At 74.6% G+C, this 26,396-nt stretch carries 27 protein-coding genes and 1 pseudogene; 21 read left to right on the plus strand and 7 right to left on the minus strand.

The genetic code is table 11. The features are described 5' to 3' along the window. Nucleotide 1 precedes the first annotated feature (1 nt). A complete protein-coding gene (locus tag ACWIX7_RS15485) occupies nt 2-751 on the minus strand; it encodes a winged helix-turn-helix transcriptional regulator (RefSeq protein WP_448617340.1) in 750 nt (249 codons plus the stop codon). Nucleotides 752-976: 225 nt separating this feature from the next. Here ACWIX7_RS15485 and ACWIX7_RS15490 point away from each other — a divergent pair, with 225 nt between their 5' ends. The 6 genes from ACWIX7_RS15490 to ACWIX7_RS15515 all read left to right on the plus strand — a co-directional run bounded on the left by ACWIX7_RS15490 (nt 977) and on the right by ACWIX7_RS15515 (nt 4,626). Then, entirely contained in the window at nt 977-1,795 is an 819-nt protein-coding gene (locus ACWIX7_RS15490; RefSeq protein ID WP_448617341.1) for a hypothetical protein, read from the plus strand. Between the two features lie 11 nt (nt 1,796-1,806). Next, on the plus strand, nt 1,807-2,493 hold the full coding sequence (locus ACWIX7_RS15495) for an LmeA family phospholipid-binding protein (RefSeq protein WP_448617342.1): 687 nt from the start codon (nt 1,807-1,809) through the stop codon (nt 2,491-2,493). 66 nt (nt 2,494-2,559) lie between these two features. Beyond that, nucleotides 2,560-3,021, plus strand: coding sequence for a thioredoxin family protein (locus tag ACWIX7_RS15500; protein WP_448617343.1), 462 nt, complete (start codon nt 2,560-2,562; stop codon nt 3,019-3,021). A 149-nt stretch (nt 3,022-3,170) separates the two neighbouring features. Further along, a complete protein-coding gene (locus ACWIX7_RS15505) occupies nt 3,171-3,464 on the plus strand; it encodes a DUF4395 family protein (protein ID WP_448617344.1) in 294 nt (97 codons plus the stop codon). 32 nt (nt 3,465-3,496) lie between these two features. Then, a complete protein-coding gene (locus ACWIX7_RS15510) occupies nt 3,497-4,330 on the plus strand; it encodes a sulfurtransferase (RefSeq protein ID WP_448617345.1) in 834 nt (277 codons plus the stop codon). Between the two features lie 2 nt (nt 4,331-4,332). Continuing rightward, complete coding sequence (locus ACWIX7_RS15515) at nt 4,333-4,626, plus strand: DUF1416 domain-containing protein (protein ID WP_448617346.1); 294 nt, start codon at nt 4,333-4,335, stop codon at nt 4,624-4,626. Nucleotides 4,627-4,677: 51 nt separating this feature from the next. Here the strand turns inward: ACWIX7_RS15515 and ACWIX7_RS15520 are convergent, their stop codons facing one another. Both ACWIX7_RS15520 and ACWIX7_RS15525 read right to left on the minus strand, forming a co-directional pair. Further along, nucleotides 4,678-5,961, minus strand: a complete 1,284-nt coding sequence (locus tag ACWIX7_RS15520; RefSeq protein WP_448617347.1) for a PP2C family protein-serine/threonine phosphatase — start codon at nt 5,959-5,961, stop codon at nt 4,678-4,680. A gap of 192 nt (nt 5,962-6,153) precedes the next feature. Next, nucleotides 6,154-6,837, minus strand: a complete 684-nt coding sequence (locus tag ACWIX7_RS15525; RefSeq protein WP_448617348.1) for a TetR/AcrR family transcriptional regulator — start codon at nt 6,835-6,837, stop codon at nt 6,154-6,156. A gap of 126 nt (nt 6,838-6,963) precedes the next feature. On the opposite strand from ACWIX7_RS15525, the gene ACWIX7_RS15530 reads away from it, so the two are divergent. The 3 genes from ACWIX7_RS15530 to ACWIX7_RS15540 all read left to right on the plus strand — a co-directional run bounded on the left by ACWIX7_RS15530 (nt 6,964) and on the right by ACWIX7_RS15540 (nt 10,354). Continuing rightward, entirely contained in the window at nt 6,964-7,908 is a 945-nt protein-coding gene (locus tag ACWIX7_RS15530) for an NAD-dependent epimerase/dehydratase family protein (protein WP_448617349.1), read from the plus strand. A 197-nt stretch (nt 7,909-8,105) separates the two neighbouring features. Continuing rightward, nucleotides 8,106-8,639 carry an FABP family protein gene (locus ACWIX7_RS15535; RefSeq protein ID WP_448617350.1) on the plus strand — a complete coding sequence of 178 codons (534 nt, stop codon included), beginning with the start codon at nt 8,106-8,108 and terminating at the stop codon, nt 8,637-8,639. Beyond that, nucleotides 8,636-10,354, plus strand: coding sequence for a DUF885 domain-containing protein (locus ACWIX7_RS15540; protein ID WP_448617351.1), 1,719 nt, complete (start codon nt 8,636-8,638; stop codon nt 10,352-10,354). Before ACWIX7_RS15535 ends, ACWIX7_RS15540 begins: the two co-directional genes overlap by 4 nt. A 107-nt stretch (nt 10,355-10,461) precedes the next feature. Here the strand turns inward: ACWIX7_RS15540 and ACWIX7_RS15545 are convergent, their stop codons facing one another. Continuing rightward, on the minus strand, nt 10,462-11,073 hold the full coding sequence (locus ACWIX7_RS15545) for a hypothetical protein (RefSeq protein WP_448617352.1): 612 nt from the start codon (nt 11,071-11,073) through the stop codon (nt 10,462-10,464). A 409-nt stretch (nt 11,074-11,482) separates the two neighbouring features. Continuing rightward, the gene (gene nhaA / locus ACWIX7_RS15550) at nt 11,483-12,796 is read right to left on the minus strand and encodes a Na+/H+ antiporter NhaA (protein WP_448617353.1); all 1,314 of its coding nucleotides are present in this window, start codon (nt 12,794-12,796) and stop codon (nt 11,483-11,485) included. 168 nt (nt 12,797-12,964) lie between these two features. Here nhaA and murD point away from each other — a divergent pair, with 168 nt between their 5' ends. From murD to ACWIX7_RS15570, 4 genes and pseudogenes are all read left to right on the plus strand, one after another. Beyond that, nucleotides 12,965-14,302, plus strand: a complete 1,338-nt coding sequence (gene murD / locus ACWIX7_RS15555; RefSeq protein WP_448617354.1) for a UDP-N-acetylmuramoyl-L-alanine--D-glutamate ligase — start codon at nt 12,965-12,967, stop codon at nt 14,300-14,302. Nucleotides 14,303-14,312: 10 nt separating this feature from the next. Continuing rightward, a complete protein-coding gene (locus ACWIX7_RS15560; RefSeq protein WP_448617355.1) occupies nt 14,313-15,632 on the plus strand; it encodes a hypothetical protein in 1,320 nt (439 codons plus the stop codon). Next, nucleotides 15,629-16,534, plus strand: a complete 906-nt coding sequence (locus ACWIX7_RS15565; protein WP_448617356.1) for a glutamate cyclase domain-containing protein — start codon at nt 15,629-15,631, stop codon at nt 16,532-16,534. The genes ACWIX7_RS15560 and ACWIX7_RS15565 overlap by 4 nt, the downstream gene beginning before the upstream one ends. Before the next feature lie 210 nt (nt 16,535-16,744). Continuing rightward, nucleotides 16,745-17,158, plus strand: a pseudogene (locus ACWIX7_RS15570) (VOC family protein); the annotation flags it as partial. A 294-nt stretch (nt 17,159-17,452) separates the two neighbouring features. On the opposite strand, the gene ACWIX7_RS15575 reads toward ACWIX7_RS15570, so the two are convergent. Then, nucleotides 17,453-18,133, minus strand: a complete 681-nt coding sequence (locus ACWIX7_RS15575) for an alpha/beta hydrolase (RefSeq protein WP_448617357.1) — start codon at nt 18,131-18,133, stop codon at nt 17,453-17,455. 354 nt (nt 18,134-18,487) lie between these two features. Here ACWIX7_RS15575 and ACWIX7_RS15580 point away from each other — a divergent pair, with 354 nt between their 5' ends. Both ACWIX7_RS15580 and ACWIX7_RS15585 read left to right on the plus strand, forming a co-directional pair. Further along, nucleotides 18,488-19,744, plus strand: a complete 1,257-nt coding sequence (locus ACWIX7_RS15580) for an IS110 family transposase (protein ID WP_448617358.1) — start codon at nt 18,488-18,490, stop codon at nt 19,742-19,744. Between the two features lie 164 nt (nt 19,745-19,908). Next, entirely contained in the window at nt 19,909-20,490 is a 582-nt protein-coding gene (locus ACWIX7_RS15585; RefSeq protein ID WP_448617359.1) for a putative glycolipid-binding domain-containing protein, read from the plus strand. A 664-nt stretch (nt 20,491-21,154) separates the two neighbouring features. On the opposite strand, the gene ACWIX7_RS15590 is transcribed toward ACWIX7_RS15585, so the two are convergent. Then, the gene (locus tag ACWIX7_RS15590) at nt 21,155-21,277 is read right to left on the minus strand and encodes a hypothetical protein (RefSeq protein ID WP_448617360.1); all 123 of its coding nucleotides are present in this window, start codon (nt 21,275-21,277) and stop codon (nt 21,155-21,157) included. 387 nt (nt 21,278-21,664) lie between these two features. Between ACWIX7_RS15590 and ACWIX7_RS15595 the strand changes: the two genes are divergently transcribed. The 6 genes from ACWIX7_RS15595 (at nt 21,665) to ACWIX7_RS15620 (ending at nt 26,188) form a co-directional block, all read left to right on the plus strand. Then, on the plus strand, nt 21,665-22,132 hold the full coding sequence (locus ACWIX7_RS15595) for a Fur family transcriptional regulator (RefSeq protein WP_448617361.1): 468 nt from the start codon (nt 21,665-21,667) through the stop codon (nt 22,130-22,132). Next, nucleotides 22,132-23,238, plus strand: a complete 1,107-nt coding sequence (ygfZ, locus tag ACWIX7_RS15600; protein WP_448617362.1) for a CAF17-like 4Fe-4S cluster assembly/insertion protein YgfZ — start codon at nt 22,132-22,134, stop codon at nt 23,236-23,238. The genes ACWIX7_RS15595 and ygfZ overlap by 1 nt, the downstream gene beginning before the upstream one ends. A gap of 29 nt (nt 23,239-23,267) precedes the next feature. Continuing rightward, nucleotides 23,268-23,825, plus strand: a complete 558-nt coding sequence (locus ACWIX7_RS15605) for an RsiG family protein (RefSeq protein ID WP_448617363.1) — start codon at nt 23,268-23,270, stop codon at nt 23,823-23,825. 91 nt (nt 23,826-23,916) lie between these two features. Then, nucleotides 23,917-24,861: an asparaginase gene (locus tag ACWIX7_RS15610; protein ID WP_448617364.1), complete on the plus strand. Its 945-nt coding sequence runs from the start codon at nt 23,917-23,919 to the stop codon at nt 24,859-24,861. 86 nt (nt 24,862-24,947) lie between these two features. Continuing rightward, a complete protein-coding gene (locus tag ACWIX7_RS15615) occupies nt 24,948-25,460 on the plus strand; it encodes a helix-turn-helix domain-containing protein (protein ID WP_448617365.1) in 513 nt (170 codons plus the stop codon). Next, nucleotides 25,457-26,188 (plus strand): hypothetical protein, encoded by a 732-nt coding sequence (locus tag ACWIX7_RS15620; RefSeq protein WP_448617366.1) that lies wholly within the window; start codon nt 25,457-25,459, stop codon nt 26,186-26,188. The genes ACWIX7_RS15615 and ACWIX7_RS15620 overlap by 4 nt, the downstream gene beginning before the upstream one ends. Nucleotides 26,189-26,396 lie beyond the last annotated feature (208 nt).

A 26,396-nucleotide genomic window follows, 5' to 3' on the forward strand; every position in this document is an offset into this window, starting at 1 on the left:
CTCAGACCAGCTCGGTGTCGTTCTGCGCCCGGGCCTCGGCCTGGGCGCGCGCGGCGGCCGCGGTGGCGTCGGCGACGTGCTGGTCGAGCTTGTAGCCGACGTTGCGCACGGTGCCGATCAGCGCCTCGTGCTCGGTGCCGAGCTTGGCCCGCAGCCGGCGCACGTGGACGTCGACGGTGCGGGTGCCGCCGAAGTAGTCGTAGCCCCAGATCTCCTGGAGCAGCTGCGCGCGGGAGAAGACCCGTCCCGGGTGCTGGGCCAGGTACTTCAACAGCTCGAACTCCTTGTAGGTGAGGTCGAGCGGGCGGCCGCGCAGCTTGGCCGAGTAGCTGTGCTCGTCGATCACCAGCTCGCCGGCCTGGGTCACGCCGCCGTCCGGCCCGTCGGCGGGGGAGGCGGCGGCCAGCCGGCGGGCGGTGGCCCACTTGAGGCGGGCGTCGACCTCGGCCGGGCCGGCGGTGTCGAGCAGCACGTCGTCGATGCCCCAGTCGGCCGACAGCGCGACCAGGCCGCCCTCGGAGAGCACGGCGACCAGCGCGGACGCGACGCCGGTGGAGGACAGCAGGCTGCAGAGCGTGCGTGCCTGGATGAGGTCGTGCCGGGCGTCGACGAGGACGACGTCGCCGGAGTCGCCGTCGAGCAGGCTGGACAGCTCCGGCGCCACCACGCGGACGTGGTGTCCCAGGAGGCCGAGGGCGGGCAGCACCTCGGTCGTGGCCTGACGTGCGGCGGTCATGAGCACGAGTCGCATGACGTCTCCTCAGGGGAGCCGGGGACGACGGTCGTCGTCCGGGGGCCCACGACGGCGCTGTCGAAGAGACAGCAGGATAACCGACGTGATCCCCCGTCCCCGTCCGGAACCGGATCGCGACACGTGACCGTCCACACGGACGACGGCGTGCGACCGGGCGGCCGCACCGCTTCCATCCCCGCTCGTCGAGCGGATCGGACGCGGGGTGTCTGCGACGATCGGACCGTGACGGCGACCGAGGCGGGACGCGGGCTCCCTGCCCGCGCGTGGCACCTGCCCACCGCCGTCGTCGTCGCCGTCGCGACGGCCCTGCTGGTCGGGCTGCCCGCGGTCGCGGGGGAGCCGGGCCGGCTGGTGGCGGTCGCCGTCCTGCAGGTGGCGCTGGTCGCGGCGTGGGTGCCGGCGACCGGGATCCCCGGGCGGGCCGGCGCGCCGGCCCTCGGGCTCGCCGCTGCGGCCGGCGCGGACCTGCTGGTCGTGGTGCCCGACCGGCCGGAGATCGGCGCACTGCTCGCCGTCCCGGGCCTGGGCCTGCTCGCCGCGGTGCTGCACCAGATGCTGCGCCGGGCGCCGAGGTCCGACGTCGTCGGCTCGCTGGCCGGCGTCCTCCTGCTGATCACCACGGTCACCGCACTGGCCGTCCTGCTGCTCCTGCCCGTCGCCGGAGACGGGACGACCGCGATCACCCCGCTGCTCGTCGTCGGGACGACGCTCCTGGTGGGCTCCCTGGTCGACCTCCTGCTGCCCCGCCCGGCGATCACGGCCGGCGTGCCGCGGGGGGTGCCCGCGCTGGTGCTCGGTGTGCTGGCCGGTGTGGTCGTGGCGGTGGTCGGCTCCGGCGCCGACGACGTGGCCACGGTCCTCGGGGCGCTCGTCGCCGGCCTGGCGCTGGGTGCGGTCGCCGCGCTCATCGGGCTGGCCGCGGGCTACGTCGTCGCGGCGGGCCCGCGCCGGGCGTGGGCGGCGGCCCTGCTGCAGGCGGTGCTGCCCCTCGCCGCGGCCGCTCCCGTGGCGTTCTCCGTCCTGCTGCAGAAGGTCCTCTGAGGAGCCGGTCCGTGCGTGCGCTCGTGGTGTTGCTGGTCCTGGCCGGCCTGGTCGTCGGCGCCGACCGGGTCGGCGAGGAGATCGCCGAGGACCAGGTGGCGCGGGTCGTCGCCGAGCGGGCCGGGCTCGCCGGCGCACCCGACCTGGAGTTCCAGGGCTTCCCGTTCCTCACCCAGGCGGTCAGCGGGCGGTACGAGGACGTGCGGGTCTCCCTGACCGGTGCCGACCTGGGCCAGCCCGAGGGCGCCCGCGCCGACGTCTCGCTGAAGGGCGTGCAGGTGGCGCTGTCCGACGTCCTGTCCGGATCGGTGCGGGAGGTGCCGGTGGAGCGGGTCGACGGCACGGCGACGCTGTCCTACGACCTGCTCGCCGACCAGCTCGACCCGGGCACGACCGTGACGCGGGACGGCGACGGCCTGCGGGTGCAGCGCACCGTGGAGGTCGCCGGGGTGAGCGTGCCCCTGGCCGCCACGGGCACGGTCTCGCTCGACGGCGACACCGTGGTGGTCGACGTCGACCAGGCCTCCAGCGCCGGCGTCGCCGTCCCGGGCTACCTCCTCGACCAGGTCAGCGACGCCCTGGACCTGCGCTACCGCATACCGCCGCTGCCCTTCGGCGTGCAGGTCACCGGCGTCGCACCGGCCGACGACGGCGTGCGGGTGCGGGTCGAGGCGACCGACACGGTCCTGCGGGGCTGACCACCCGCGCGGTCCCCCGATCGGGGGGACCGGAACAGCCGGTGCGCCGGGCGGGTTGCTGCCGACGTGGACCCGGTCGGAGCCAGCGTGCTGGCCGTCGCCCTCGCGGTGACGGCGGTCGGGGCCCGGTGGCTGCGGAGGAGGGGCGGCGCGGTGCGCGGAGCGGACGGCGGGCGGGAGCGGACGGCGACCGCCGTGCTCGAGGGCCTGGGCGTGCGCCCGGGCGACGCCGAGCTGACCGTGGTCCAGTTCTCGACGGCGTTCTGCGGGCCGTGCCGGGCGACCCGGGCCCGGCTGCAGCAGCTGCAGGCCACCCGGCCGGGGCTGGCGCACGTGGACGTCGACGCCGAGAGCCACCTCGACGCCGTCCGCGAGCTGGGCGTCCGGCGCACGCCGACGCTGTTCTACCTCGACCGCGCGGGCCGGCTCCTCGGCCGCAGCAGCGGTGCTCCGCGGCCCGACGACCTCACCGCGCTGGTCGAGGCGCACGTGACCCGCGCCGGTGCCCGGGACGGGCGGGAGCTGTGATCCGTTACCCTCGCGCCGTGGGCATCCTGCTGACCAGCCGCCGCACAGTGGACCTGTGCCGCGTCGGCAGCTGCCTGTGTCCGGCCTCCTAGGGCGAGCCCAGCCTCGTCCCGACGTGCCCTGACCGCCGTCCGGAAGCCCCCGCCCCCATGCCCCCAGCACAGCCGCCGACCGGCCGCGAGGTCGACGTCCGGGGTCCGCGCGCCGCCGCGTGGGTCACCAGCGCCGTCCTCGCCGTCGCCCTGCTGACCGGCAGCGGCGCCCTGGTCGCCCTGCAGGCCGTCGTCGGCGCCGCCGGGTACCTCTCCGGTGCGCCGCTGGTCGGCGCCGTCGCGACCGGCCTCGCGCTGGTGGCGGCCCTGCTCAACGCGGCCACGGGCTCCGGCCTGGGCTGCGAGCTGTACCTGACCGTCCGCCGGGCCCGTCCCGCGCGCACCACCTGACCGCACACCCACCACAGGAGGGAACACCCCCCATGAGCCGCAACGACGTGCTCGTCTCCGCCGACTGGGCCCAGGAGCACATCGGCGCCCCCGGCATCGTCTTCGTCGAGGTCGACGAGGACACCAGCGCCTACGACAAGGGCCACATCGAGGGCGCGGTCAAGCTGGACTGGAAGACCGACCTCCAGGACCCGCTGCGCCGCGACTTCGTGAGCAAGGAGCAGTTCGAGCAGCTGCTCTCGGAGCGGGGCATCAGCAACGACGACACCGTCGTGCTCTACGGCGGCAACAACAACTGGTTCGCCGCCTACGCCTACTGGTACTTCAAGCTCTACGGCCACTCCGACGTCAAGCTGATCGACGGCGGCCGCAAGAAGTGGGAGCTCGACAGCCGCCCGCTGTCCTCCGAGCCCGTCTCCCGCCCGGCCACCCAGTACCAGGCCAAGGACCAGGACAAGGACATCCGCGCCTTCCGCGACGAGGTCGTCGACGCGATCGGCCAGAAGAACCTGGTCGACGTCCGCTCGCCCGACGAGTTCAGCGGCAAGCTGGTCGCCCCGGCGCACCTGCCGCAGGAGGGCGCGCAGCGCCCGGGCCACATCCCGACCGCGGTCAACGTGCCGTGGAGCAAGGCGGCCAACGAGGACGGCACCTTCAAGAGCGACGAGGAGCTGGCCAAGCTCTACGCCGAGGCCGGCCTCGACACCGGCAAGGACACCATCGCCTACTGCCGGATCGGCGAGCGCTCGAGCCACACCTGGTTCGTGCTGCGCGAGCTGCTCGGTCACCAGAACGTCAAGAACTACGACGGCTCGTGGACCGAGTACGGCTCCCTCGTCGGCGTCCCGATCGAGAAGGGGGCCTGAGCATGTGCGGCGCCCCGAAGCAGGGCGGTGCCCTGGCCGGTATCGACCTGAGCACCCAGACGGTCATCCAGGGCCAGGTCTGGCACGACGGCGCACCCGTCGCCGGGGCCTACGTCCGGCTGCTGGACTCGACCGACGAGTTCACCGCCGAGGTGGTCACCAGCCCGGAGGGCGAGTTCCGCTTCTTCGCCGCCCCTGGTGAGTGGAAGCTGCGCTCCCTGGCCCCGGTCGGCAGGGGCGAGCGCGTCCTCACCGCCGACATCGGCCTCAACGAGACCACCGTCGCGATCGCCTGAGGACCCGACGACAGCGCCCCTCCCGCACTCGTGGGAGGGGCGCTGTCGCGTTCAGTCCACGCCGGGCGGGAGGCGGTTGGGGCCGGCCTCGGGTGGCCGCGGACGGTCCTCCGGATGGGCCCGGACGGCGACGATCGCGACGTCGTCGGCCCCGTCCACCGGCAGCATCCGGTCGAGCAGCGTGTCGCACAGCTCCTCCAGCGACGTCTCGCCGAGGTCGCGCAACACCTCCCGCATCGTCGCCAGCCCCTTGTCGAGGTCGGCGTCCCGGCGCTCGACCAGGCCGTCGGTGACGAGCAGCAGGGTGTGCCCGTCGCCCACCTCGGCGGTGTGGTCGGTGCGCGGGGCGTCGGGGTCGATGCCGAGCATCAGCTCGGGGCGGGTCTCGAGCAGCGTCGTCGAACCGTCGGGGGCGAGCAGCACCGGCGGGAGGTGGCCGGCGTTGCTCCAGCGCAGCACGCGGGTGCTCGCGACGGGCACGTCCGGGTGCCGCTCGACGCGGGCGAGGACGACGGTCGCCATCGTGCTCACCGCGAGCCCGCGCGCCGCGTGCTCGGTGCGGGACAGCGTCGCCGACAGCGGCTCGTCGTTGTCGTAGGCCAGCGCCCGCAGCAGGCCCCGCAGCTGGCCCATCGCCGCGGCGGCGTCGCTGTCGTGGCCGACGACGTCCCCGATCACCAGCATCGTCGCGCCGTCGGGCTGCAGGAACGCGTCGTACCAGTCCCCGCCGACCTGCGCTCCGTGCGCGGCCGGGCGGTACCGCACGGCGACCTGCAGGTGGTCGGGTTCCGGCGGCGGGGTCAGCAGCGCCTGCTGCAGCCGGTCGGACAGCGCGCGCTGCTCGGCGGCCCGCTCGGTCACCCGCCGCAGCTCCGCCGCCTGGCGCCGGGCGGCCAGCCGGTCGGTCAGGTCGCGGAAGGAGACCACCACGCCGGTCACCGCGCCGTCCTCCACCGTCGGGACGGCGATCAGCTCGACCGGCACGGGGGTGCCGTCGCGGTGCCAGAAGACCTCGTCCTCGGCGGTGACCGTCCGGCCGCTCCGCAGCGCGTTCCAGACCGGGCACTCGTGCTTCGGGTACGGCGAGCCGTCGGGCCGGCGCCCGTGGATCACCGCGTGCTGGTCACGCCCGAGCTGCTCCTCGGCGGCGAGCCCGGTCATCCGCACCGCCGCCGGGTTGACGAACTCGACGCGCCCGTCGGCGTCCAGGCCGTAGATGCCGTCGGCGACGTTGGCCAGCACGCGCTCGTACCGGGCGAGGGTCCGGGAGAGCAGGGCCTCCACGTCGGAGCGGAGCGTGCCGCCCCCACCGTTGCCGAGCACCCCCACGACCACGGCACCTCCCCTCGCGTCCCGACCGCTCCGGTCCACCAGCCTGCCGTACCAGGATCGGCTCTCCACCGTGAGGTCGCCGACCGGCGTCTCGTCCGCGCGCACGTGCCGACGGACGGCGACGGGAGCCGAGGCGGGCAGCGGCGTCCGTGGGAACGGCGGCACCGAGGCCGGGTGGCTCCGGTGGAGGGCAGGTCAGAGCCCCAGGAGCCCGGTGAGCTCACCCATCGCGACGTCGAAGTACCGGTCGGTGTCCGCTACCGAGCCGGCGAGGTGCCCGAAGAGCTCGAAGCTGACGGTTCCGTAGAGCGAGCTCCAGGCGAGCAGCGCGCGCACCCGGACGGCGTCGTCGATCGCGGGGTGTTCCCCCCCAAGGACGGCCGCTGTCTCGACGCTCACCAGCTCCGGGTCCCGGTCACCCCCGGCGGCCTCCGGCAGAGTGCCGCTGCGGGCCGCGTCACCGAGGATCCGGCCCAGGACCACGCCCACCCGCGCGGCTGCCGGGACGGTGTCCCGCGGAGCCGCGTAGCCGGGCACGGGCGAGCCGTAGAGCAGCGCGTACTCGTGCGGGTGTGCCCGAGCCCACGACCGGACGGCGCGGCACACCGCCAACCAGCGCTCGCGCGGTGCCGCGCTCGGGTCGTCGGCAGCCTCCGCGGCGGCCCCCAGGGCGTCGTAGCCGTCGGTGATCAGGCGGGTCAGCAGCTCGTCGCGGCTGGCGAAGTAGCGGTAGACGGCCGACGAGGCCATACCCACCTCGCGCGCGACCGCCCGCAGCGAGAGCCCGGCCGCCCCCACCTCGGCCAACTGCCGCCGGGCGACGGCGGTGATCTCGGCGGTCACCTCGGCGCGGACGCGGTCACGGACGGTGGACGGCACGCGGTCGATCCTGCCTGTTGCGATCAGTGCACGCAACTGAGAGCGCTGCTCTTGACTCACCTGCAACCTCATGCGAGCGTCGTCCTCATCCGAGAGCAGTGCTCTCGCCAGTTCCGAGGAGGAGTCATGGCACTGCACGTGATCGTCGGCAAGGGCCCGGTCGGGACGACGACCGCCGACCTGCTGGTCGCCCGAGGGCACCGGGTCCGGGTCCTGTCACGCAGCGGGGGGACGTCGACCGAGACCGTCGAGCACCGTCGGGTGGACGCGACCGACGCGGACGCGCTCGCCGTGGCCGCAGACGGCGCGGCGGCGCTCTACAACGCGGTGAACCCGGCCTACCACCGCTGGGCGACCGACTGGCCGCCGGTCGCCACGGCGCTGCTCACCGCGGCCGAGCGGACGGGCGCGGTGCTCGTCACGATGTCCAACCTGTACGTCTACGGCGCCCCGACCGGCCCGATGAGTCCCCGGAGTCCGCTGGCCGCCACCGACCGCAAGGGGCGGGTGCGCATCGCGATGTGGCGGGAGGCGCTGGCCGCGCACGAGGCCGGCCGGGTGCGGATGACCGAGGCCCGTGCCGCGGACTTCGTGGGCCCGCAGGTGCCGGCCGAGCACTCCCACCTCGTCCGGCAGCTGCCCGCGCTGCGCCGCGGTCGCCGCGCCTGGGTGGTCGGCGACCCCGACGTCCTCCGCAGCTGGGCGTACCTGCCCGACGTCGCGGCGACGCTGGCGACGCTGGGGACCGACGAGCGCGCGCTCGGCCGGGCCTGGCACGTGCCGAGCGCACCCCCGCGTTCGCAGCGGCAGGCGCTGGCCGACCTGGCGGCGGCCCTGTCCTCCCCGGCCCACCCGACGCGGCCGGTCCGGGTGAGCCGGATCCCGTGGTCGGTCCTGCGCGGGATCGGGCTGGTGTCGCCGATGATGCGCGAGATCGTCGACGTCCGGCACCAGTTCGACCGGGAGTACGTGATCGACGCGTCGGCGACGACCGCCACCTTCGGGCTGGCACCCACGCCGTGGGACGAGGTGGTGGCCGCGACGGCGACAGCGGTGCCGGCGACCGCCTGAAGAAGGACCCCGTCCTCCCGGTCCTCCGCACGCTCAGGACGGTGCCCTGGACGGGGCCGTTCCAGCACGTCCTCGAGCAGCCCTACGGTGGAGCGCATGGTCTCTGCCTGGGTCCTAGTCGCCCTGACGTCGGTCGCGGCGCTCGGCTGCGGGTACGGCGCCGCCCGGCTCGCCCGCCGTCCGCGGGAGGCGCGTCGATGACCGACGACACCGAGCTGCCCGTCGCCGACACCGTCGACGTCCGCTCGGGGCCGGAGGTGTCCGAGGAGCTGCTCGCCGTCCTGCCGCTGCTCGGCGAGTGGCACGGCGAGGGGCAGGCGGCGGGAGCCGAGGGCGACCACCGCTTCGGCCAGTGGATCCGGTTCAGCCACGACGGCCGCGGCTTCCTCGCCTACGACTCCCGCACCTGGCGGCTCACCGACGACGGCCAGGTCGTCGGGCCGGCGGTCCGGGAGGCCGGCTTCTGGCGGCCCCGCGGCGGGGACGACGTCGAGCTGCTGGTCACCAGCCCCGACGGGCTGGTCGAGCTCTACGTCGGCCGGGCCCGGACGACGACCAGCTGGGAGCTGAGCACCGACGTCCTCGCCCGCACGCCCGACGCCCCGGAGGTGTCCCGCGCCGTGCGGCTCTACGGCATCGTCGAGGGGGCGCTGATGTACGCGATCGACCGCGCCGCCGGCGACGAGCCGCTGCGGCCCACCATGTCGGCCCGGCTGGAGCGACTCCGGTGAGCAGCACGCCCGATTCGTCCGCCCACCCCGTCACCCCCCGACAGGTCGCCGACCGGTACGTCGACGCGGTCTGCGACCTCGACCCGATCGTCGCGACCTCGCTGGGCACCCGCCCGGGCGACGACCGGCTGCCCGACCCCAGCCCCGCCGGGCTGGAGGCCGAGGCGCAGCTGGCCCGCGACACCCTCGCCGAGCTGGACCGCGTGCTGGCAGCCGACCCGTCCCTGGACGACGACCCGGTCGAGCGGCGCTGCGCCCGACTGCTGCGCGAGCGGCTGGGCGCGGAGCTGGACGGGCACGAGGCCGGCGAGGGGCTGCGCGCGCTGTCCAACCTGTTCAGCCCGGTGCACTCGATCCGGCAGGTCTTCCTGCTCATGCCGACGTCCTCGACCGACGACTGGGCGGTCATCGCCCGCCGGATGGCGCGGGTGCCCGAGGCGTACCGCGGCTTCCGCGCGTCGCTCGAGGAGGGTGCCCGGCGCGGCCTGCTGGTGGCCCCGCGCCAGGTCTCGACCGTCGTGGGGCAGCTCGGCGAGTGGCTGGCCGGGCCGTTCTTCGGCGGGTTCGCCGCGAGCGGCCCGGACGCGCTCCGCGGTGAGCTGGCCTCCGCCGCGCAGGCCGCCGACGGCGCGGTCGCCGAGGTGCGCGACTTCCTCCGCGACGTCTACCTGCCGCAGGTGGACGGGACGCCGGACGCCGTCGGCCGTGACCGCTACGCCCTGGCCGCCCGCCGCTGGACCGGCTCGGACCTGGGCGCCGGTGCCGGGCTGGAGGAGGCCTACACCTGGGGCTGGGCCGAGCACCGGCGGATCCTCGCCGAGCAGCGGGCCGAGGCCGAGCGGGTCGTGCCCGGCGGGACGCCGATGGAGGCCATGCGCTGGCTGGACGTGCACGGTCCCGCCGTCGACGGCGTCGAGGCGATCCGCGAGCGGCTGCAGGCGATGATGGACGACGCGATCACGGCCCTCGACGGCGTCCACTTCGACCTCGCCGAGCCGGTCCGCCGGGTCGAGGCGATGATCGCGCCCCCGGGCAGCGCCGCCGCGCCGTACTACTCGCGGCCGGCGCACGACTTCTCCCGCCCCGGCCGCACCTGGCTGCCGACCCTGGGGCGGGAGCGCTTCCCGCTCTGGGACCTGACCTCGATCTGGTACCACGAGGGCGTCCCGGGACACCACCTGCAGCTGGCTCAGTGGGCCTACGTGTCCGGGCAGCTGTCGACGTACCAGACGTCGCTGGGCTCGGTCGGCGCGAACGTCGAGGGCTGGGCGCTCTACGCCGAGCGGCTCATGGACGAGCTCGGGTACTTCACCGACCCGGGTACGCGGCTGGGCTTCCTCGACGCCCAGCAGCTGCGGGCGGTGCGGGTCGTCATCGACATCGGCATGCACCTCGGCCTGCCGGTGCCGGACGACGCCGCCGGGACCCTCGCCGACTCCCGCGGCCGGCCCTGGACGCCGGAGCTCGCCCGGGCCTTCCTCGGCGAGCACAGCGGCGCCGCCCCGGCCTTCCTCGACAGCGAGCTGGTCCGCTACCTCGGTCTGCCCGGGCAGGCGATCAGCTACAAGCTCGGCGAGCGCGCCTGGCTGGACGGCCGCGCGGCGGCGGAGCGGGCGCGGGGTGCGGCCTTCGACCGCAAGGCGTGGCACATGGCCGCGCTGTCGCAGGGCTCGCTGGGGCTCGACGACCTGGCCGCGGAGCTCGCCGTCCTCTGAACGAGGACCACCCTTCCCCCACGCCTCGCAGGCTCGGCGCGGGCCCCTGGAGGGAGGCCGTTCCAGTACGTCACCCTGCGAGGCGTGGGGGGCAGAGGGGTCCTCTTTCAGTCCCGCGGCGGGATGGGGTTGACCGGGTCGGTCCCGTGGCCCACGGGGTCGTCCGGGGTGGCCGGGTGCGCCTCCAGCAGGGAGCCCAGGAGGGCGTCGACCGCGCCGGCCGGCCCGCCGACGTAGGTGCTCATCAGGGTGGGAGCGGTGGCGACGAACCAGGCGCGGTCGGCCGGCCACCACACGGCCGCGCTCTGCTCCTGTGGCTCGGGGGCGAAGTTGGCCGCGGCCAGCGTGACCGGCCCGCGACGCAGCAGCAGGTCGCAGATGGGCAGGCGCAGGTGCGGGCGGCCGTCGTACGCGTCGTCGCACCAGCCGAACCAGCACTCCTGCGGCGTGGTCGTCCACGAGGCGAGCAGGCCGGCCAGCGCGGCCGCCACGGAGGCGGGCAGGTGGCCCTCGGCGGGGCTGTCGTTCCAGAGGTCGGGCTGGTCGTCCTCGCCGACGTACTCCCACGAACCGGTGATCGCCGGCCACTGCATCAGCCGGTGCGCCGTGGTGCCGTTGCAGGCCGCGACCTCGTCCCAGCGGACGTCGACGTCGTCGTCCCCGGCGTAGCGCACGGCCGGGTGCAGGACCCGGGCGTAGGCCTGGAACACCGGTGGCACCAGGGAGGCGACGGTGCGGTCGCGCCGGAGGCCGGCGGCGACCCAGGCGCCGGGGGAGTCGTCGGTCCCGACGGAGCGGCTGGACGACAGCGGGGACCTCCCCGGAGGACGGACAACCCCCGGGCTGCTCCGCGGCGCCCAGCCCTCCGAGGAGGGGAGCAGCACGCGGGCCGGCTGGACAAATGCCGGCGGCCCGGGGGTCGGGTGACTGTCCGGTTCTCGCTCGCCGCCGTACGACGGACGGGCGATCATGCCGTCGTTCAGACTGTCGTCTGAACGGGCGGCCCATCTGGACGGCGGCTAGCGGACAGCCACCTCACGAGTCCGATAAGCATGCAAGTTACGGACCACCTCCTCTCTCGTGTACCTCGACGGTACGTCGCTCCCCGGAGGTCGGCAACGCGCTTTTTCAGCCCTGGGCGGAACCCCGCTGGTACACGTCCGGCACGCCGTCGGCGTCGGTGTCGACGCGCTCCTCCTCGGCGATCCGGCGATAGCGGCGGTTGCGCAGCCGGAGCACGACCGTGGCCAGCAGCGCGGCCAGCAGGGTGCCGGTCAGGATGCCGACCTTCGCGTGGTCGTAGGTCGCCGTCCCCAGGCCGAAGGCCAGCTCCGTGATGAGCAGGGACACGGTGAACCCGATCCCGCCGAGCAGTGACAGGCCGAGCACGTCGGGCCAGCCGAGCGCCTCGTCGAGCTGGGCGCGGGTGAACCGTGAGACCAACCAGGTGGCGCCGGTGATGCCGATCGCCTTGCCCAGCACCAGCCCGACCGCGATGCCGACCGCGACGCTGTCGGTGACCGACGCGGTCAGCCCCGAGAGCCCGCCCACCGCGACGCCTGCGGAGAAGAAGGCGAACACCGGGACGGCGACGCCGGCCGAGATCGGCCGGAACCGGTGCTCGAAGTGCTCGGCGAGACCTGGCCCGGCCTCCGGCCCCCCGGCGGCCTGGCTGCGCACCACCGGGACGGTGAAGGCGAGCAGCACCCCGGCGACGGTGGCGTGCACCCCCGACTCGTGCACCAGCACCCACGTCGCGGCGGCCAGCGGCAGCAGCAGCCACCAGGAGCGGATCCGCTTCTGCACGAGGAGGCCGAAGACCGCCAGCGGGACCAGCGCCAGCAGGAGCGGGGCCACCGCCAGGTCACTGGTGTAGAAGACCGCGATCACCATGATGGCGAGCAGGTCGTCGACGACCGCGAGGGTCAGCAGGAAGGTGCGCAACGCCGCGGGCAGGTGCGTGCTGATCACGGCCAGGACGGCGAGCGCGAAGGCGATGTCGGTCGCGGACGGGATGGCCCAGCCGCGCAGCGCGTCGTCGTCCCGCCCCAGGTTGAGCAGCACGAAGATCAGGGCCGGCACGGCCATGCCGCCGACGGCGGCGGCGATCGGCAGCGCGGCGCGGCGCGCCTCGCGCAGGTCGCCGGCGACGAACTCGCGCTTGAGCTCCAGGCCGGCGACGAAGAAGAAGATCGCCAGGAGCCCGTCGGCCGCCCACGTGCCGAGCGACAGGTCGAGGTGCACGGACGCCGGTCCGACCCGGGTGTCGCGCAGGGTCTCGTAGGCCGCGCCCCACGGGGAGTTGGCCCAGACCAGTGCGATGGCCGCAGCGGCCAGCAGCAGGGCCCCGCCGACGGTCTCCTTGCGCAGGATGTCGGCGATCCGGCGGGTCTCGGCCCAGGACCCGCGGCCGAGGAGGGGTGCGCGGGTGGAGGGGCTCATGGGGCGGCTCCAGAGGGGTCGTCGACTCAGGACCTGCCGACCAGACTTCCCGGCGCACCTGTCCGACGACCTTACCGGCGACCCGCCGCGGGCGCCGTCCCGCGGACCCCCGCTCCGTACAGTGGGCGCCGTGACCCACCGCGCTGCACGACCGTCCGGGAGCGGCCGGTGAGGCTCACCGAGCTGGCCGGGCGCCGGGTCGGCGTCTGGGGTCACGGACGCGAGGGCCGCGCCGCGGTGCGCGCCGCGCTGACCGCCGGTGCGGCGGGGGTCGTGGTCGTCGACGCCGTCCCGCCGGTGGACCTGCCGCCGGGCGTGCAGGCCGGCAGCGACGTCGCCGAGCTCGCCCGCTGCGACGTGGTGTTCCGCTCGCCGGGCATCAGCCCCTACCGCGAGGACGCCCGCGCGCTGGCCGCCCGGACCACCCTCACCTCCGGCACCGGCGTGGCCCTGGCCGAGTTCGCCGCCCGCGACGTGCCGACGCTCTGCGTCACCGGCACCAAGGGCAAGAGCACGACCAGCGCGCTGGCCGCCGTCGTGCTGACCGCGGCCGGCCGGCCGGCGGTGCACGCCGGCAACATCGGCACCCCGCTGCTCGACGTCCTCCTGGACGGGGTCGTGACCGGTTCTCCGCCTGCCCCCCCGCTGGTCGTCGAGGTCTCCAGCTACCAGGCGGCCGCGGTCGAGGGCTGGTCCGGCTGGGGCGCGGTCACCTCGCTGGCCCCCGAGCACCTGGACTGGCACGGCGACGTCGAGACGTACTACCGCGACAAGCTGCACGTCTTCGCCGCCTGCGGGTCGGGCTCGGTGGTCGTCAGCCCCCAGGCCCGGCCGGTCGCCGAGCAGCACCTCGACCCGGCGGTGCTGGTCGACCCGGCCGACGTCGTGCCCCAGGCGCGGCTGGCCGGCTTCCCGCTCGAGCGCCTCTCGGGCGTGCACAACGTCGCCAACCTGCACGTCGCGCTGGCCGCCTGCGTGCGGATGGGCGTGGACCTCGACCGGTCCGCCGAGGCCGTCCGCGCCGCCGTCGCCGACTTCCGGGCGCTGCCGCACCGGCTCTCGCCGGTGGCCACGCGGAACGGCGTCACGTTCGTCGACGACGCGCTGAGCACCACCCCGGTGTCGGTGCGTGCCGCGATCGACGCCTTCGCCGGGCAGCAGGTCACGCTCATCGCCGGCGGGCAGGACCGCGGGCTGGACTACACCGACCTGGCCGCCGCGGTCGTCGCCCGCGCCGGCACGGTGCAGGTGCTGACGATCCCGGACACCGGCGCCCGCTTCGCCGCCGACATCCGCGCCGCCGCGGCCGCCGCGGGCGTCGACGCGCCGGTCACCGAGACCGGCTCCCTGGCCGACGCCGTCGCCGAGGCGCTCCGCACCGCCCGACCCGGCGGGCTGGTGCTGCTCTCGCCGGGCGCGCCCAGCTACAACCGCTTCCGCAACTACGAGGAGTTGGCACGCACCTATGAGCAGATCCTCCTCGACGCCGGCGCGTCGCGTGTCTGAGGGGCAGGCCGTGGCTGACGCCTTCGTCGTCGCCGGCCGCTCCCTCGACCCCGCCACGGGCGAGGCCGCCTTCACCTACCGGCTGGCCGGTGACGAGTTCACCGAGCGGCTCGCGCTGGACACGGACCTGCTGGGCGGTGCCGACCCGGCGCGGGTGGACGCCGCGCTGGACCTGGTCCACCTGGTCATGGGCACCAGCTACTACAAGCTGCGGGCGCCGGGTCGGGTCGTCGTCGAGCGGCCGGTGACCAAGGCCCAGGCCGCCGTCGCCGAGGCCGCGTACACGCACGGGCTGGGCGAGTTCGCCGCGGTCAACCGGCTGCCGGTGCCGCACGAGGTCGCCTTCGACCTGGAGACGACCGACGACCTCCCCGCGCCGGTGGAGGGCGGCGGACGCCAGGCGCTGCTGCCGGTCGGGGGCGGCAAGGACTCCGCCCTGGCGCTGGTCGTGGTCACCCCGGCCACCGCACTCGCGGTCAACCCGACCGACGCCCAGCGCGACGTGGCCCGGGCCGCGGGGGTGCCGCTCATCGGCGTCCGCCGCCGGCTGGACCCGCTGCTGGGTGAGCGCACGCGGGCCGGGGGCCTCAACGGGCACGTGCCGGTCACCGCGATCAACTCGGCGATCTCCACGCTGGTCGCCGTCCTCGGCGGGTGCGACCCGGTCGTCTTCGCCAACGAGCGGTCGGCCGACGAGGAGACCCTGACGGTCAACGGCGCGCGGGTGAACCACCAGTACTCGAAGTCCTACGAGTTCGAGCGGCTCTTCGCCGCGGCGGCGGCCGAGGTGGGCGTGGGCTACTTCAGCCTGACCCGGCAGCTCTCGGAGCTGGCCACGGTCGCCGCGGTGGCGAACCTGCCGGACCTGCGCGGCGAGATCCTCAGCTGCAACCGCAGCTACACGCAGGCGCACATGGGCGGGGAGGCCACGCAGCGCTGGTGCCTGCACTGCGACAAGTGCCTGTTCACCTTCCTCTGCTTCGCGGTCTTCCTGACCCCGGAGGAGGCGCAGGCGATGTTCGGCGGCGACCCGCTGGCCGACCTCTCCCTCGTCGGCGGCTTCCGGAGACTGTGGGCGACCGAGAAGCCGTTCGACTGCGTGGGAGAGCGGGCCGAGAGCGCCGCCGCGATGGCGCACCTGGCGCAGAGCACGGCCTGGGGCGGGCACGCCGTCGTCCGTGCGCTGGGCGAGGAGGCGGCTTCGTTCGCCGCGGTCACCGGCGCCACCGTCGAGGGCTTCCTGCCGCCGCGCGGCGAGCACTCGGTGCCCGACCGGTACCTCGCCTCGCTGCAGCGGGTGCTCGCGGAGGCCCGCCCGCCGGTGCGGTGAGCCGCGCGCTCGCGGACGTCGAGCGCGCGCTGCTGCGCCCCGGCGCCCGCGACGTCACCGGGCTGGCCGCCGCCGTCCCCGGGCAGCTCGCCCGGCTGGCCGCGGAGCTCGCCGCCGCGGGGCGCGCCGGCAGCCGGGTCGGCCTGGTCACCGGGGTGCACATCGCCTGGGCGCCCAGGCCGGCGGCCGAGACCGACGGGCCGGTGGGCACTGCCATCCTGGCCGCCGCGCTGGCCACGCTCGGCGCCGGACCGGTGGTGCTCACCGACGAGCCGTGCGCGCAGGTGACCGCCGCCTGCCTGGACGTGCTCGGGGCCGGGCACCCGGAGGTGCTGCCGGCGTCCGCGGACGAGGCACAGGTGCGGGCCCGGGTGGCCGCGCTCGGCCTCTCCCACCTGGTCGCGGTGGAGCGGCTGGGGCCGAACGTCGACGGGCGGGTGCTGACCATGCGCGGCTTCGACGTCACGGAGTCGACCGCGCCGCTGCACGCGGCCTTCGACCTGCCGGGCCTGGTCACCGGGGCGGTCGGCGACGGCGGCAACGAGATCGGCATGGGCAACGTCCCGGCCGATGTCGTCGCCGCCTGCATCGCGCACGGCGACCGGATCGCCTGCCGGGTGCCCGTGGACGCGCTCGTCGTCGCCGGCACCTCCAACTGGGGCTGCTCCGGGCTGGTCGCCGCGCTGGCGCGGCTGGTCCCCGGGCACCGCGACGCCCTGGTCGCGCTGCTGGACCCGCAGGTCGACGCGCGCGTGCTCGGGGCCGCCACCGCGGCGGGCGCGATCGACGGCGTCACCGGGCGGCCCGACGCCACGGTGGACGGCATCCCGGTGGCCGGCTACGCCGACCTGCTCGCCGGTCTCGGCGCCCTCGCCCGGACCACCGAGAACGGACAACAGTGACCCCCGCGAGCCCCTCTGGTGATGAGTCGGTCAGCCACGAGCCGGTCACTGTCCCGGACCGGCTCGGCGCCGAGCCGCTCACGGGCGATCGCGCCCGTCCACGTGACGCTCCTCCACCGGGCAGGGGACCGGACGGGTCCACCCCTGGGTCGGACCGGGAGACGCGCACCGGATGATCCACTCATGTCACACATCTGACGCTTCGACCACGTCGGCATCACGGTCGCGGATCTCGACACGGTGACGGCGTTCTTCGTCGGGCTGGGTCTCGAGGTCGAAGGGCGGACGATCGTCGAGGGCGAGTTCCTGGACACCGTCTGCGGCATCCCCGACTCCCGCACCGAGATCGTCATGCTGCGGCCGCCGGATAGAGGTACCCGGCTGGAGCTGTCGAGCTTCGTCCGGCCCGACCACGAGCCGGGATCGCCCGCCGCGATGGCGAACGAACTGGGGCTGCGCAACGTGACCTTCGAGGTCGACGACCTCCAGGCGGCCTTCGACCGACTGGCCGGCGAGGGCTACGGCCTGGTCGGCGGCATCGGAGAGTACGAGCACGCCTGGCGCATGGCCTACGTGCGCGGACCGGAGGGGATCGTCGTGTCCCTGGCCGAGCGGATCGGCTGACGCAGCCGTCGTCGAGGCCGGCCCGTGCGCGCTGGTACAGCTCGGCGGCCCCGAAGGCCGTGGCCAGTCCCGTGTACGGCTCCTGCGTCATCGGAGCACCTCCGCAGCACGTATCCGCTCCCGCTGCGACGTACTCCACCGTCCCGCTCACCGTCGCCTTGCGGGGCAGGGCTGCGTGTCATCGGCGAAAGCCGTGAAGCAAGTGGCCCATAGCGGCCCACTCTGGGACATGCTGCGGTCGCGCCTGCCGTGCAGGCGGTGCGGGCGCTCACTGAGTGCCCGGCTAGCCGGCGGTCACCCCGCCCGGTCGAGGATCGGCCGCAGCAGCCCGGCGAGCGCCTCGGGCTGCGACAGGAACGGCGAGTGCCCGGTGTCCATCCGAAGCACCTCGCCGGCCCGCTGGGCCATCGCTTCCTGCGCGAACGGGGGAATCGCCTGGTCCTGCTCGCAGATCACGTACGTGCTGGGCACCGCCTTCCACCCGGCGTTCGTCAGCGGCTGCTGGAAGGCGGCCAGCGAGTGCGCCGAGACGCGGACCACCGACCGCGCGGTCAGCTCAGGGGAGACGCCGTTGTAGAAGATTTCCGCCGGCGTCTTCACCAGTACGTGGTCGCCACGCACGTCCTGCCACGGAGGTACGGTGCCGCCGACCGCGCCCGCCAGCGACTCGCCCTCGTCCAGGAGGAAGGCGCAGAGATAAATCAGGTGCGCGACGCCGCTGTCGGCGGTGACTGCCTCGGTGATCACCACTCCGCCATAGGAGTGGCCCAGGACGACGGTCGGCCCGCCGATGCTGGACAGCACCGACCGGACCGCCGCCGCGTCGGCGTACAGGTCGCCCAGTGCGGCCGGGTTGTTCCCCGCACTGGGCAGGTCGATGGTCTGAACCGGCACGTCGCCGAGCGCGTCAGCGAGCGGCTCCCAGCACCAGGAGCCGTGCCAGGCGCCGTGGACGAGGACCAGTGTGGGGGTCATCAAATCCCCTCCGTCGGTCAGGGCCGGCAGGCATCTCGTCCGGCCTCCGGCCGTCGGTCGTCGCGGAGTGTGACAGGGGACGCCCCTTCCCCCAAGCCACACCTGGCTGGCGAACTCAGACGTCCCTGAAGTCCTGGGTGTCCCCTGTCGGGGAGTGCCGTTCCGGGCTGAAAATGGTGCGCGGCCGCCCGTCGACGTCGTGGTGGCTTGGTCGTTCGAGGCCGGTCTGAAGTCGGGCGCCGGGAGCTGCGCTGTGGGCCGTTGCGTGTGCTTCGAGCACGAGGATCAGATTCGCCCTTCCCTGCAGCTCCCACGGGTGGCCGCCTCCGGATCAGGGTCAAGGGGGCGAGGGCGATGCGGGTCGACACCGACGAGCCCGAGATCATCGAGCGGGTCGCCGCTCTCGACGTGGCCAAGGCCGAGGTGGTGTGCTGCGCCCGGGTGCCCGGCCCGGGCCGGCAGCGGATGCAGGAGGTCCGCACCGTCTCCACGATGACCGCCGCACTGCTGGGGCTGGGCGACTGGCTGGCCGAGCTCGGGGTGAGCCGAGTGGTGATGGAGGCGACCAGCGACTACTGGCGGGCGCCGTTCTACCTGCTGGAGGACCGCTTCGAGACCTGGCTGGTCAACGCGCACGACGTCAAGCACCTGCCGGGCCGGCCGAAGACCGACCGGCTGGATGCGGTCTGGCTGTGCAAGGTCGCCGAGCGGCAGATGCTGCGGCCGAGCTTCGTGCCGCCGCCGCAGATCCGGGCCCTGCGCGATCTGACCCGCTACCGGGTCGATCTGCTGGCCGTGCGCACCGCGGAGAAGCAGCGGGTGGACAAGCTGCTCGAGGACGCGCTGATCAAGCTGACGGCCGTGGTGAGCGATCCGTTCGGGGCCTCCGGGCGGGCGATCATGGCCGCGCTCATCGCCGGCGAGCGGGATCCGGTGGTGCTGGCGAACCTGGCCCGCGGCAGCCTGCGGTCCAAGACCGCTCGCCTGACCGAGGCGCTGACCGGGCGGTTCACCGACCACCACGCCTTCCTGCTGGCCCAGATGCTGCACCGGGTCGATGCGGTCACCGCCGACATCGCCACGGTGCAGGCCCGCATCGAGGCCCAGGTCGGCGAGTTGGCATCCGCGGTCGCCAAGCTGGATGCGATTCCCGGCGTGGGGCCGGTCGCCGCGCAGATGATCCTGGCCGAGATCGGTACGGACATGACCCGCTTCCCGACCCCGGCGCACCTGGCCTCGTGGGCTCGATTCGCGCCAGGAGTCAACGAATCCGCCGGCCGCCCCACGGGCAAAGCAGGCAGCGGCAAGGGCAACCGCTACCTGGCCCGGGTGCTCGGCGAGGCCGCCGTCAGCGCCGCCCGCACCGACACCTTCCTCGGCGAGCGCTATCGGCGGATCGCCCGACGTCGCGGCAAGAAGCGGGCCATCGTCGCGATCGGCCGCTCGATCCTGGTCATCATCTGGGCGCTGCTCTCCGACGAGCAGGCCCAGTTCACCGACCTTGGTCCGGACTACTACGCCGCGCGCAACAACCCCGAGCGCAAGGCCCGTCATCACATCCGCGAACTGCAGGCCCTCGGCTACTCGGTCACCCTCAACCCCGCAGCCTGATCCACATCCCGGGAGATTTTCGGATCAGCCACCTTCAGGGACAGGTCGAAGTCCTGAAGGCGCCGCCACTGAACGGAGATCCATGTGCGACACAGGCGGGGATGACTCGGTCAAGGTCCGGTTGTTGCTTGAGCTATTGCGGCTCCCGAGGTCAGGGTGACGGCATGCCGTTCCTCCCGCCGCCGCGGAGCGCGGCGTGGGCTCACCAGGACGCCCGCTCCGGCTTCGAGGTCGCCTACTTCCAGCCCCACGACGATGGTCATCTGCTCACCGGCGCCACGACCGCGGTCGAGGACGGGCAGTCCTGGATCGTCAACTACGAGATCCGGGTCGACGTCGGCTGGCGCACCCGCAGTGCTCGTGTGACCGGACGCTCCACCACCGGGGTGCGCACGGGACTGCTCGAGAGTGACGGGGAAGGTCGCTGGTGGATTGACGAGGAGCCGGCTCTGTACCTGGACGGCTGCTTGGATGTGGACCTGGAGTCCTCGGCGATGACCAACGCCCTGCCGGTGCACCGCCTCGCCCTTCACACCGGTGCGACGGCGCAGGCGCCGGCCGCCTACGTACGAGCTCCGGACCTGAGCGTGGAACGTCTCGAGCAGCAGTACACACGGATCACTGACCAGCACGGGCACCAGCGCTACGACTACACCGCGCCAGCCTTCGACTTCTCCTGTCAGCTGGTCTACGACGAGGCCGGCCTGGTCCTGGCGTATCCCGGCATCGCCGTACGCGCCTTCTGACCGCGCGCCCGACCAGATCGATCCACGCGTCCGGCAGACGACTTCACAGGAGGACGGTCACTGAGGCAGCCGGGCGATGTTCCTGAACACTTCGGTCGTCGAGTCTCCGATCGCCCGAACAGATCCGAGCCGGCAACGGAGGACCTCATGACGGCGCTGGACCTGAGTACGGAGGCCACCCAGGACCTGACATTCATGCAGCGCGTCATGGTCCAGCACGCGCATCCACTCAAACTGTGCTGCGACAGCACTGGTGTCGTCGTGGGGCTCCACCTGATCTGGCGCCACCGATTGCCAGCTGCTGTGACTGCCTTGCTGGGGTCGTCGATCCTCGGCAGCTTGCTCGTCCAGCGCGCAGAGACGCGCCAGCTCGCCGCGACCCGGCTCGGTCGCTGGATGCTCGGGCAGGCGAGGCCTGTGAACCTCGTCGTGCGAACCGCCGGCTTCGTCGTCCTGCTCGCCGGGGTGTGGCGGCACTCCACCGGCGTCATCGTCAGTGGTGCTGGGGCGATCGTGGCCGCCCGCCCACTGTCGAGTCGGAGCCTTCGCCCTCGTGCACAGCGTCCCCTGCGCAGCTCCGGTCCTGCGGTTCCGCGGACCGCGTCCGCACGGGATCCGCTTGCGGCACACGCCGGCGGATCGGGTGAGCGCGCCGTTGGAGGTGTCAGTCCGAGTCATCGCGGACGCGCCGGTAGTGCTCGTAGATCACGCGCGACCCGAACATCCTGGTCTCGATCAGGTCGAGCGCGACGTCTTCGGTGACCGGGCAGGAACGGCGTGCCGCCACCGATGACGACCGGATCGCGGAACATGCGCAACTCGTCGACGAGGCCGATAGATCAGCATGACGTCAGACCGTCGCCGCGGCTGGGTCTGACCGAACCTGCCGATCCGGGTGAGCTGCTCAGCCCGCCGCACAGGGACCGCCTGCGCTGCGTCACTGGGGCGGGTTGCAGACGGCGCGGACGTCGTCGAGCCGTGCCGGGCCCGGTGCGGGATCCCCTCACGAGACACCGCAGCACTGCTCGTCGGCCGCGCGATGCCGTTGATGTGCGCTCCGGGGGCACGGCACGAGGCGCCCGCATCCTGACGGAGTCCCCGCCTCGCCGAGCACCCCCTCGTCCGGCGCTCCCGCTGCCACGGGTCCGTTCGACACGGACCTAGGCTGGACGCCGTGCCCGCCCCGCACCCGCACCCCGGCGACGTGGCCCCGCTGGCCGAGCGCCTGCGCGCCCGTGGGCTGCGGCTGACCACCCAGCGCCAGCGGGTGCTTGCCGCGGTCGCCGCGCTCGAGCACGCCACCCCCGAGGAGATCGCCACCCGGTTGCGCGAGGAGGCCGGCCCGGACGGCGCGGCGCCGGACACCTCGACGGTCTACCGCAACCTCGAGCTGCTGGAGCGGCTCGGGCTGGTGTGGCACACCCACCTCGGCAAGGGCGCGCCGGTGTACCACGCCGCCGAGCACCCGCACCTGCACGTCGTGTGCGCCAGCTGCGGGGACGTCTCCTCGGTCGACCCGGCCCTGCTCGACGGCGCCGCGGAACGTCTGGCCGCCGACCTGGGTTTCCAGCTGGACGTAGGGCACGTCGCGCTGTCGGGCACGTGCCGCGCGTGCCGCGACCGAGCCGGATCGGAGTCCTGATGTCCACCCCCAGCCCCCTCCTCTCGCGCCCCGGCGCCGTCCCGGTGGAGGACGGGTCCGTCCCGGCGCACTACGGCAGCCCCCTGCGCGAGCAGCGTGAGCTCGCCGAGGGCGCCGGCCTGGTCGACCGCAGCGACCGCGACGTGCTCGTCGTCCCCGGCCCTGACCGGCTGACCTGGCTGCACAGCCTGCTCACCCAGCACCTCGAGCAGCTCGGCGACGGCGCCGGCGCGGAGGCCCTCGAGCTCTCCCCGAACGGGCACGTCGAGCACCACCTCGTCCTCGCCGAGCTCGCCGGCACCACCTGGGTGGACGTCGAGCCGGGCACCGGCGCGGCACTGCAGACGTACCTGGAGCGGATGCGGTTCATGCTCCGCGTCGAGCCGGCGCTCGTGACCGACGCGTGGGCGCTGCTGTCCCTGGTCGGCCCGCGCGGCGACGCGGTGCTCGCCGCCGCCGGGCTCCCCGTCCCCGCCGCGCCGTACGCGGTGCTCGCCCTGGACGGCGGCGGGTGGGTGCGGCGGATGCCGCAGACCGGGGACGGCGCGCCCGTCGTCGACCTGCTGGTGCCGCGCGCCGAGCTGGCCGACCGCGCCGACGCCCTGCTCACCGCCGGGGCCGCGCCTGTCGGGGTGGACGCGTACGAGGCGCTGCGGGTCGAGGCCCGCCGGCCGCGCCTGGGCGTCGACACCGACCACCGCACCATCCCCAACGAGACCGGCTGGCTGACCAGCGCCGTCCACCTGGACAAGGGCTGCTACCGCGGGCAGGAGACCGTCGCCCGGGTGCACAACCTCGGCCGCCCGCCGCGGCGGCTGGTGCTGCTGCACCTGGACGGGCTGGCCGAGCAGCTGCCCGAGGCCGGGACGCCGGTGCAGCTCGGGCCCCGCGACGTCGGCCGGGTCGGCTCCGTCGTCCGCCACCACGAGCTCGGTGTCGTGGCGCTGGCACTGGTCAAGCAGTCGGTGGCGATGGACGCCGAGCTGACCGTGGCCGGCGCCCGGGCCGCGATCGACCCCGACGACGCCCCGGCCGCGCTCGACGACACGGTCGCTGCGGCGCGTGAACGGGTCCAGGCCGTGCGATCTGGGACCATCCCCCGGTGACCGCTCGCCCCTCCGGAGAGGCCCGCCCCGTGACCCCCGAACCGACCCGCGCCGGCGGCGCCGCCGTCGACGCACTGCTCGACCCCGGCTTCCTCGAGGCCGCCGTGCAGCGGCCGATGGCCGACGTGCGCCGGCTGCGCCGCCAGGCCGAGCAGGAGGAGGTCAACCTCTCCTACACCCGGCGGCTGCTGCAGGGCCGGCTGGACATCGTGCGCCGCGAGCTGCAGCGCCGCGCCGAGCACGACGGCCGCTCGCTGGTCGACCTGCTCCCGGAGATCCTCGCCGAGAAGGGCCGCGGCCCGGCCCACGGCCTCGGCCGGCACCAGACCGTGCAGCCGGCCGCGCCGGAGGCGTACGAGAGCTGGGTCAACTCGCTGACCCCCGGCGTCGACCTGTCGGCGGTCCCCGAGCTGTCGGACGCCGAACTGGAGCAGGCCGCCCGCGCGCTGGCCGTGGCCGAGGGGTCGTTGTCCGAGCGTCGCCGCGGCGTGCAGCAGGTCATGGACGGGCTGGCCGCGGAGCTGGGCCGCCGGTACCGCAACGGCGAGGCCGACGTCGCCGCCCTGCTCGCCGACGAAGGCCGGTGAAGTCGAAGGACCCCGTTCTCCCCACCCCTCGCGAGCTCGGGGCGGTGCCCTGAACGGGGCCGCCCGGTCGGGCTCCTGGCCGGAGAACCCGGTGCTGGTGGAGGTGTGGCGCTCGGGCTTCCTGGAGTCGGTCCACCGCGGCTCGCTGGCCGTCGTCGGTCCCGACGGCGCGGTGCTGTCCGCCGTCGGCGACGTCGAGCGCCCGGTGCTGCCGCGCTCGGCCAACAAGCCGGTGCAGGCCACTGCGCTGCTGGCCGCCGGCTGGACGCCGCGCTCGGCGGAGGAGCTGGCCATCGGCGCCGGCTCGCACTCCGGCGAGGACGACCACCGCGAGCTGGTCGCCGGCATGCTCGCCGCCGTCGGCCTCTCGCCCGACGACCTCGGCTGCCCGCCGGCGCTGCCCGCGCACGAGGCCACCCGCGCCGCCTGGCTGGCCGCGGGCCGGGCGCCGGAGCGGCTGGCGATGAACTGCTCGGGCAAGCACGCGGCGATGCTCTCGGCCTGCGTCGCCGCCGGCTGGCCCACCGAGGGCTACCTCGAGCGCGAGCACCCGGTGCAGCAGGCGGTCGAGGCCCGGCTCGGAGAGGCCGCGGGCACGCCGGTGGCGGCGGTCGTCGTCGACGGCTGCGGCGCCCCGCAGCACGGGCTGCCGCTGACCGGCCTGGCGCGGGGCGTGGCCTCGCTGGTCGAGGCCGCGGCCGGCACGTCCGACCGGGCGGTCGCCGACGCGATGCGGGCGCACCCCTGGTACGTGGCGGGCACCGGCCGCGAGGACACCGACCTCATGCGCGCCGTCGACGGCCTGCTGGTCAAGGGCGGTGCCGACGGCGTGCACGTCGCCGCGCTGCCCGGCCGTGGCGCGGTCGCCCTCAAGCTGGACGACGGCGGCGAGCGCGGCCGCACGCCCGCCCTGTGCGCCGGTCTGCGGTACCTCGGCGTCCCGGCCGAGCAGCTGGCCCCCTGGTCGCTGACGCCGGTCCCCGGCGGGGAGGGCGTGGTCGGAGAGGTGCGAGCAGGCGCAGCGCTGCCGGGGTGAGCCGACACGCCGGGTGTGAGGAGCTTCACGGCCGGGTGCTAGCTCCTCCGCTTGCAAGAGCTAGCACCCCGGCCTAGCGTCAGGGTGTGCAGAACCCGAGCGACTTCGTCCGCGGGCAGGTGACCACCGTCCGTGGCGTGGTCGACCAGGTCGCGAGCAGCGTCGCGGAGACGGTGGCCGCCGAGCGCTCCAAGGTCTCGGCGACCGGCTCCCAGGTCGGGGAGTTCATCCGCGAGCAGCGCAACGCCGCCCGGGTGTCCCTCCGCGAGCTCGCCCGTACGGCCGGGGTGAGCAACCCGTACCTCTCGCAGGTGGAGCGGGGGCTGCGCAAGCCGTCGGCCGAGATCCTCGCCGCGATCGCCAAGGGCCTGAAGATCTCGGCGGAGACGCTCTACGAGCAGGCCGGGATCCTCGACCGCCGCGACGGCAACCCGGACACCGTGGCGGCGATCCGCGCCGACCCGTCGCTCTCCGAGCGGCACAAGGCCGTGCTGCTCGAGCTCTACGAGACCTACGTCCGGGAGCACGCCACGAGCGCGTCCGCCCCGGCAGACCCCCTTGACCCCACCCCCAGACGTTCCGCGAAGGAGTCGGCATGAAGCACACGCTCAAGGAGTACGGCGAGACCGTCGCCGTCCAGAACAAGCAGGTCCTGCTGGCCGCCGTCGGCGCCGGCGACCTGGCCGTCGAGCGCACCCGCGCCGTCGTCGGCACCCTGCGCTCGCGCGTCGAGGCCCTGCCCGGCGAGGCCCAGGTGCAGGTCGACCTGGCCGCCAAGGAGGCCCGCACCCGCGCCGAGGAGGCCGTCCGGACCGCGCGCACGTCGGCTCAGCACGTCGCCTCCGCCGTCCGCCCCGACGCCGTCGCCAGCACGGTGGCCGAGCTGGTGAGCACCGCCCGCACCCAGACGGTCGCCACCATCGAGACCCTCGCCGTCCGCGGTGCCGAGGTCGTCGAGGAGCTGCGTCGCCAGCCCGTCGTCCGCAAGGTCGTCGGCCGCGCCGAGCGCGCGGTGGACGCCGTCGAGGACACCCTCGAGGAGGTGCTCGAGGAGACCGCCGAGACGGTCGCCGAGGCCTCCAACGAGGTGACCTCGATCGCGCAGAAGACGGCGGCGAAGGCGGAGAAGGCCATCGGCTCCGCCGAGGAGGCCACGCACGAGGCCGCCGAGTCGGCCAAGGCGACCCTGGAGTCGGTCGAGGAGCCCGAGGCCCCCAAGCCGGCTCGCAAGCGTGCCGCGGCGAAGACGACCTCCGCGGCGAAGAAGTCCACCCCGGCCCGCACCTCCACCCGGGTGACCCGCGCCCGCACCACCAAGCGCGACTGAGAGAGGACCACTCTTCCCCCCACGCCTCGCACGCTCGGCGCGGGACCACTGGAGAGTGGCCGTCCAGCACCCCACGGGGTCGCGACCGACCGTCGCCCGCGACCCAGGGCCCCGGAGCTGCGCACAGCGCTCCGGGGCCCTGTCGTGTCCGGACCTCGCTCGCAGGGTCACTGCGCCGCGGCCGGGCGCCGCTGCACGGGTACCCTCC

Source organism: Geodermatophilus sp. URMC 65 (genome assembly GCF_053502545.1).

Bases quoted from the DNA above. Each gene is read 5' to 3' on its own strand.
- ACWIX7_RS15485 (WP_448617340.1), bottom strand. From the start codon at position 751: ATGCGACTCGTGCTCATGACCGCCGCACGTCAGGCCACGACCGAGGTG.
- ACWIX7_RS15505 (WP_448617344.1), top strand. From the start codon at position 3,171: ATGCCCCCAGCACAGCCGCCGACCGGCCGCGAGGTCGACGTCCGGGGT.
- ACWIX7_RS15510 (WP_448617345.1), top strand. From the start codon at position 3,497: ATGAGCCGCAACGACGTGCTCGTCTCCGCCGACTGGGCCCAGGAGCAC.
- ACWIX7_RS15515 (WP_448617346.1), top strand. From the start codon at position 4,333: ATGTGCGGCGCCCCGAAGCAGGGCGGTGCCCTGGCCGGTATCGACCTG.
- ACWIX7_RS15530 (WP_448617349.1), top strand. From the start codon at position 6,964: ATGGCACTGCACGTGATCGTCGGCAAGGGCCCGGTCGGGACGACGACC.
- ACWIX7_RS15535 (WP_448617350.1), top strand. From the start codon at position 8,106: ATGACCGACGACACCGAGCTGCCCGTCGCCGACACCGTCGACGTCCGC.
- nhaA (WP_448617353.1), bottom strand. From the start codon at position 12,796: ATGAGCCCCTCCACCCGCGCACCCCTCCTCGGCCGCGGGTCCTGGGCC.
- ACWIX7_RS15575 (WP_448617357.1), bottom strand. From the start codon at position 18,133: ATGACCCCCACACTGGTCCTCGTCCACGGCGCCTGGCACGGCTCCTGG.
- ACWIX7_RS15580 (WP_448617358.1), top strand. From the start codon at position 18,488: ATGCGGGTCGACACCGACGAGCCCGAGATCATCGAGCGGGTCGCCGCT.
- ACWIX7_RS15585 (WP_448617359.1), top strand. From the start codon at position 19,909: ATGCCGTTCCTCCCGCCGCCGCGGAGCGCGGCGTGGGCTCACCAGGAC.
- ygfZ (WP_448617362.1), top strand. From the start codon at position 22,132: ATGTCCACCCCCAGCCCCCTCCTCTCGCGCCCCGGCGCCGTCCCGGTG.
- ACWIX7_RS15620 (WP_448617366.1), top strand. From the start codon at position 25,457: ATGAAGCACACGCTCAAGGAGTACGGCGAGACCGTCGCCGTCCAGAAC.